The sequence below is a fragment of the Modestobacter sp. VKM Ac-2978 genome (assembly GCF_026968025.1).
GTDB lineage: Bacteria > Actinomycetota > Actinomycetes > Mycobacteriales > Geodermatophilaceae > Modestobacter.
The window spans coordinates 420,558-427,321 of sequence record NZ_JAPVBP010000005.1 but is presented as its reverse complement, the minus strand read 5'-3'; the positions used below and the strand labels follow the sequence as shown (position 1 = coordinate 427,321).

Here is a 6,764-nt window from a genome sequence, read left to right as displayed (position 1 = left end):
CGGATCCGCCAGATCGAGTCCAAGACGATGTCCAAGCTGCGCCACCCCAGCCGCTCCCAGGTCCTGCGCGACTACCTGGACTGAGGGAACACCCCCTCCTCCCCACCCTTCGCACGCTCAGGGCGGGCCCCTGGAGGGGGCCGGGCGGAGCCCTCTCGTCCTGCGGGGGCCGCTCCAGCACGTCTGCTGCGGCCGGTGACCCGAACGGGTCACCGGCCGCTGGCGTGTCCGGCGCGCGAACGGGTCGACCGCTCCCATCGGGTGACGCGGCGGTGTGCGGCGGCACGCATCGGGTAGACGGCGTAGCGTGGGGCACGTCAGAACAGCAGCGGACCCACACACCGCCAGCCGGTGACAGCACCACCCAGCACGTGCACCATCCGGACCCAGTTCCGAACCAGTGACGTCCCCTGCTGACCCGCTCCACCCGCACCTCGAGTGTCACGGCCGCATCTCATTCGGCGAGTCCGTGCACAACAGGCGCAGGATCGGGAACACGAGGGGCCATCCTGGCGCTGTGCAGGAGGCCGATCCGCAGCCGCGGGTCCGTGCGGTAGAGAGCGAGTGATGAGCCAGATGACCCAGACGCTGACGACGACCCCGCCCACCGAAGAACTCGTCGTTCCCTTCCACTGCGACCGTTGCGGTGCTCTGGCCAAGGTGCGAGTGGTCCTCCCGAGTGGGAGTGACCTCGTCTTCTGTGGACACCACGCACGCGAGTACGAGGACAAGCTCCGCGACATCGCGGCCGACATCATCGAGACCGACGGCGAGGCGCGCCTCTCCAACTGAGTGGGCCAACTATCGTCGCGCCAGCGATGAAGCCCTCACCCGACGAAGCCGCCGACAGCCCGGACCCGCACCGCGGGACCGGGGGGTCGGCGGCTTCGTCGTCGTCGGGACCGGCCACCGGTCCCCCGCGATCCGGAGATCGACCGATGCCGCAGGAACCCCGCGGGGTCTCGGACACCGTGCGCCTGCAGCCCGACGGCACCGTCGGCAGCAGCCGCCCGGCGCCGCCCGCACCGCCGGCCCCGACCAAGGCCGGGCCCGCCGACGCCGCCCCCTCGGCCGCGGCCGAGCCGCTGGCATCCGCCGGCACCGCTGAGGGCGCCGCCCCCCAGCCATCCACGGACGCCGAGCAGCCCGCAGACGCCGAGCAGCGAGCGGACGCCGAACAGCCCGGGGACCCCGGACAGCCCGTGGACACCCAGCCCCCCGCAGACGGCGAGCCGTCAGAGGACTCCCCGCAGCCCGGGGACACCCAGGTGATCGGCCCTCCGGTCGAGGCAGACGGCCCCCCGCCGACCGCCGCACCGGAGCAGCCTCAGGTCCCCGGGTCACCCACCCCAGCGGCCGAGACGACCTCGCCGGCCGACTCCCCCACGGCTGCGGACGCCCCCGTGGTCGGGTCCGCGGTCGAGGACACCGCCGTGGTCCCCCGCGTCGACACCCCAGCCACCGGACCCGCGGACAACGGCAACGCGGCGCACCCGACGTCCCCGACCGGGTCCTCACCCGCGGGCGCCCCGAGCGGTCCGGGCGGGCCACCGCCGACGCGCCCCACCGGCGCCGGGGACGACAGCGACGGCAGCGACGGGGGCGGGGACAACGCCCCCGCGTGGCGCCGACGCAGGGTGCTGGTGCCTGCGGCCGTCCTCCTCGCCCTGGGCGTCCTCTACGGCGCCGACCTGGCCCTCGCCGGAAGCGACGTCCCCCGCGGGACGGTCGTCGGCGGCGTCGACGTGAGCGGCCTCTCCCCCGCTGCCGCCGCACAGCGGCTGGAGGGCGACCTGGCGCCGAAGGTCGCCGCCGACCACCCGGTGGTGGCCGACGACGTGACGGGCGTGCTGCACCCGGCGTCGGCGGGGATCGCCCTGGACGTGCCGGCCACCGTGGACGCCGTCGACGACCAGCCCCTCAACCCGTGGACCCGGCTCACCTCGCTGTTCACCGATCGCGACGTCGACGCCGTCCTCACCGCCGACGAGACGGCGCTGGCCGCACAGGTCGAGCAGCTCGCCGCCACCGTCGACCGGGCGCCGGTCGACGCGACGATCACCCTCGACGGCACCGAACCGACGCTCGTGGAGCCGGTCGACGGCCGCACCCTCGACCGGGCCGGCGCCGCCGAGGCGATCACCGCGACGCTGGCCGCCGGTGGCGCGGTCGACGATCCGATCGAGCTCCCGGTCGACGTGACCGAGGTGCAGGTGGCGGCCGAGGAGGCCGCGCGGGTGCTGGAGGAGACGGTCGTCCCGGCGCTCTCGGCGCCGGTCACCGTGGTCGGCCCCGCCGGCTCGGAGTCCGTGGAGGTCCCGGTCACCGCGATCGCCGCGTCGCTGACGTTCACCCCGCAGGACGACGGCACCCTCGCCGTCGCCGTCGACCCGGCGACGCTGCAGGCGCAGATGGGCGAGGCCTTCGGCGTCTTCGGCTCCCCCGCCCAGGACGCCCGGTTCGAGGTCTCCGGTGACACGATCGCCGTCGTCCCGTCGGTCGACGGCCAGGGCATCAACCCGGCCCAGCTGGCCGACCAGCTGCTCCCCGTGCTCACCGAGCCGGCTCCGCGCACGGTCACCGGCGTGCTCGGCCCGGTGCCGGCCTCTCTCACGACCGAGCAGGCGCAGGCGCTGGGGATCACCGAGAAGGTCAGCTCCTTCACCACCGAGTTCACCAACCAGGCCAGTGGCACGAACATCCGAGTCGTGGCGGCGGAGGTCGACGGTGCCCTCGTCCGACCGGGCGAGACCTTCAGCCTCAACGGGTACACCGGTCCCCGCGGCACGGCGCAGGGCTATGTCCCGGCGGCGGTGATCAGCGGCGGCGAGCTGTCCAAGGCGGTGGGCGGTGGGATCAGCCAGTTCGCGACCACCATGTTCAACACGGTGTTCTTCGCGGGGCTGGAGGACGTCTACCACAAGCCGCACAGCTTCTACATCAGCCGCTACCCGGCGGGACGTGAGGCCACGGTCTACGAGGGTCAGATCGACCTCAAGTGGCGCAACGACACCGACACCGGCATCTACGTGCAGACCGAGTGGACCCCCAGCTCCCTCACGGTCACCTTCTGGGGCACGAAGTACTACGACATCGAGTCGATCAGCAGCGAGCGCCGCAACATCCGGGAGCCCGCCGTCCAGGAGAAGGTGGACGAGGGGAACTGCACGCCCCAGTCGGGGTCGCGCGGCTTCGACATCACCGTGACCCGGGTGTTCCGGGACCTCGCCAGCCAGGCCGAGCTGCGCCGGGAGGACTTCGAGACCCGCTACGCGGCCGAGGCGATCATCCACTGCGTGCCCCCGCCCGCGCCGCCCGCCGACCCTGCTGCCGCGGACCCGGCAGCAGGCGGTGCGGCGCCGGCCGGCCCGCCGGCCACCACGCCGACCACCCCGCCGCCCGCCCCGGCCGGCTGACGTCGAGGGCGGACACCGAGGCACTCCGGGCAGCCTGGCCGTGCACACTGGACCCGTGGCCTCCGTCGTCCCCCGCAGCTCACCGGCGCGCGCCGGTGACCTGGACGGCGACACCGTCGAGACCCCACCGGTGACCGATCAGCCCACCGAGCAGAGGTCCGGGAGCGCTCAGGAGCCACCCCGGCGCGGGCTGGTCGGCCGACTGCCGACGCCGCTGCGGGTGCCGCTCCAGGTGCTCGGCCGCACGCTGGCCAAGGCGTGGAACGACCGCATCCTGGGGTTGTCCGCGGAGGCGGCCTTCTGGCAGATCCTCTCGGTCCCCCCGCTGCTCATCGGGCTGCTGGGCTCCCTGGGCTACCTCGGCTCGTGGATCGGCGAGGATGCGGTGCGCCAGATCGAGACGGAGCTGGTCAGCGCGTCCGCGGAGGCGCTGACCCCCGGCGTGGTGGCCGACCTGGTGCAGCCGACCCTGAACGACATCCTCAACTCCGGCCGGCTGGAGATCGTCAGCATCGGCTTCGTGATCTCGCTGTGGGCCGGGTCCTCGGCGACGGCGACCTTCCTCAACACCGTGGTCATCGCCTACGACCAGCGGGACGTGCGGGGCCCGATCAGGACCCGGCTCATGGCGCTGTGGCTGTTCATCATCGGGCTGGTGCTGGCCGTGCTCACGCTGCCGCTGCTGGTGCTCGGCCGCGGGACGCTGGTCGCGCTCATGCCCACCGACTGGCAGGGCACCGCCGCGCTGCTGGTCAACGCCGTGTACTGGCCGCTGGTCGTCATCGCCCTGGTCCTGGGGCTGACGAGCTTCTACCACGTGATCCTGCCGCGGCGGCTCCCGTGGCACCGGCACCTGGTCGGCGGGCTGTTCGCCGTCGTCTTCTTCATCGGCGCAGCGGTGGTGCTGCGCAGCTACGTGGCCGACATCCTCACCGTGGCCCTGCCCTACGGTGCGCTGGCCGCGCCGATCGCCGCGCTGCTGTTCTGCTTCCTGCTCGGCATGTCCCTGCTCCTGGGCGCCGAGCTGAACGCCACCATCGAGGCGTGGTGGCCGGCCCCGCGCCCCCGGCACGATCGCCGCCGGCAGCGTCGGCGGGCGGCGAAGATCGAGCTCGAGGCGCAGAAGCTCGGCCTGAGGTAGCGGGTCGGTCCGCGCAGCACGGGCTCGACCGGCCCACGGGCAGGGTCCCGGCCCGAGCGGAGCGAGGGTCCTCCTACTCCTTCTTGAGCTGGTTGTAGACCTCCTTGCAGGCCGGGCACACCGGGCTGCCGGGCTTGGGGGTCTTGGTCACCGGGAAGACCTCGCCGCACAGCGCCTCGACCATCGTCCCCATGACCGCGCTCTCCGCGATCTTGTTCTTCTTGACGTAGTGGAAGACCTCGTTGGCGTTGCCGGTGTCGGACTCGCGGACGTCCGGGCGCTCGAGGATGTCGCTGCTGCTCACGGTCTGCTCCCTCGGTTCGGGGGTCCGGACCGGGGTCCGGTCCGTACGGGGCGCCCCCCATGATGGCAGGGTGCCGTCGACCCCCCGCTCCCCCAGCCCGTCCACCGCCGTCCTCTCCCCGGAGGTCGCCGACGCGCTCGACGGAGGCCGGCCGGTGGTGGCGCTGGAGAGCACGCTGCTGGCACACGGCCTCCCCCGCCCGGAGAACCGCAGGGCAGCCGACCAGGTCGAGGACGCCGTCCGGGCCGGAGGTGCGGTGCCGGCCACCATCGCCGTGCTGGACGGCGTGCCCCACGTGGGGCTGACCGCGGCGGAGGTGGACCGGGTCTGCGCCGACCCGGAGCTCGCCAAGCTCGGGGTACGCGACCTGCCGATCGCCATCGCACAGGGGCGCAGCGGGGCCACCACGGTCTCCAGCACGGCACTGCTCGCCGCCCGGGCCGGCATCGGCGTCTTCGCCACCGGCGGCCTCGGCGGGGTGCACCGGCACGCCGCCGACACCTTCGACGAGTCCGCGGACCTGGTGGCGCTGGCGCGCACCTCGCTGGTCGTGGTCTGTGCCGGGGTGAAGTCGATCCTCGACGTCCCGGCCACGCTCGAGCGCCTGGAGTCGCTGTCGGTCAGCGTCGTCGGCTACCGCACGCACCGGTTCCCCGGCTTCTACGTCGCCGACTCGGGCTCCTCCGTCGACTGGTCGGTGGCCTCCGCCGCTGAGGCGGCGCGAGTGTTCGCCGCCCGGCGGGAGCTCGCTCCCGGCGCGGTGGTCGTGGCCAACCCGCTCCCGGTCGACCAGCAGCTGGACCCGGCGCTGCACGACCGGGTCATCGCCGACGCGCTGGCCGCGGCCGACGCCGCCGGGGCGCGCGGCAAGGACGTCACCCCGTTCGTCCTCGGGCACCTGCACGCGGCCAGCGGTGGCGCGAGCCTGGAGGTCAACGTGCGACTGGTGCTGCGCAACGCCGAGCTGGCCGGGCAGATCGCGGCCGAGCTCGCCGCGCTCCCCCGCTGATCCCGGCCGTGGCGACGCCCCCGGTCGTCGTCGTGGGCGACGTCTGCACCGACGTCGTCGTCCTGCTCGCGGGTGCACCGGCACCGGGTTCGGACCGGCCGGCGTCGATCACCACGCGGGGCGGCGGCGCCGGGGCCAACGTGGCCGCGCACCTGGCGGCGCTCGGAACCCCGGTGCAGCTCGTCGGCTGCGTGGGCGCGGACGTCGCCGGCGAGACACTGCGCCGTGAGCTCGCGGCCGCGGGAGTGGCCCTGGCGGTGCGCGTGGTCGACTCGGCGTCGACCGGGACGATCGTCAGCCTGGTCGAACCCGGCGGGGAGCGGAGCATGCTGGCCGACCGTGGCGCCAACCTGGCGTTGCGGCCCGCCGACGTACCGGCACCCGAGACCGGCGGGCACCTGCACCTGTCGGGCTACACCCTGCTGGACGCCGGTCCGCGCGCCGCCGGGCTGGCCGCCCTGGCGGCGGCGCAGCAGGCCGGCTGCACGATCTCGGTCGACCCGGCCTCGACCGGCCCGCTCACCGGCCACGGGGTCGACCGGTGGCTCGCCGACACCGCGGCGGCGACCCTGCTGGTGCCGAACGCGGACGAGGCCCGCCTGCTCACCGGCTGCGCCGACCCGGCAGCGGCCGCGCGGGAGCTGGCGGCCCGGCACCCGGTGGTCGTGGTCAGCCTGGGCGCCGACGGCGCGCTGTGGGCAGCCGGCGACCTCCTGGTGCACCGGCCGGCACACCCGGCCACGGTGGTGGACACCACCGGCGCCGGCGACGCCTTCACCGCGGGGGTGCTGACGGCGTGGACGGCGGCGGGCGGGGACCCCGACCCGACGGCCGTCCTGGAAGCCGGCCTGGCGCGGGCCGCCACCGTGGTGGGACGGCCCGGCGCCCGCTGAC

General features: G+C 74.6%; 6 protein-coding genes. 5 read left to right on the top strand and 1 reads right to left on the bottom strand.

Features of this window, described 5'->3' with window-relative positions; translation table 11 throughout:
• Positions 1-567: 567 nt before the first annotated feature.
• The 3 genes from O2W53_RS15130 (at position 568) to O2W53_RS15120 (ending at position 4,557) form a co-directional block, all read left to right on the top strand.
• Positions 568-792, top strand: a complete 225-nt coding sequence (locus tag O2W53_RS15130; protein WP_231558401.1) for a DUF7455 domain-containing protein — start codon at positions 568-570, stop codon at positions 790-792.
• A gap of 146 nt (positions 793-938) precedes the next feature.
• A complete protein-coding gene (locus tag O2W53_RS15125; protein WP_269163882.1) occupies positions 939-3,416 on the top strand; it encodes a VanW family protein in 2,478 nt (825 codons plus the stop codon).
• 55 nt (positions 3,417-3,471) lie between these two features.
• The gene (locus O2W53_RS15120; RefSeq protein ID WP_269163881.1) at positions 3,472-4,557 is read left to right on the top strand and encodes a YihY/virulence factor BrkB family protein; all 1,086 of its coding nucleotides are present in this window, start codon (positions 3,472-3,474) and stop codon (positions 4,555-4,557) included.
• A gap of 73 nt (positions 4,558-4,630) precedes the next feature.
• Here O2W53_RS15120 and O2W53_RS15115 read toward each other — a convergent pair whose 3' ends face one another.
• Complete coding sequence (locus O2W53_RS15115) at positions 4,631-4,861, bottom strand: DUF3039 domain-containing protein (protein WP_269163880.1); 231 nt, start codon at positions 4,859-4,861, stop codon at positions 4,631-4,633.
• Positions 4,862-4,931: 70 nt separating this feature from the next.
• Between O2W53_RS15115 and O2W53_RS15110 the strand changes: the two genes are divergently transcribed.
• Positions 4,932-5,870 (top strand): pseudouridine-5'-phosphate glycosidase, encoded by a 939-nt coding sequence (locus O2W53_RS15110; protein WP_269163879.1) that lies wholly within the window; start codon positions 4,932-4,934, stop codon positions 5,868-5,870.
• Positions 5,871-5,878: 8 nt separating this feature from the next.
• Entirely contained in the window at positions 5,879-6,763 is an 885-nt protein-coding gene (locus O2W53_RS15105; protein WP_269163878.1) for a carbohydrate kinase family protein, read from the top strand.
• The last annotated feature ends 1 nt before the right edge of the window (position 6,764 follow it).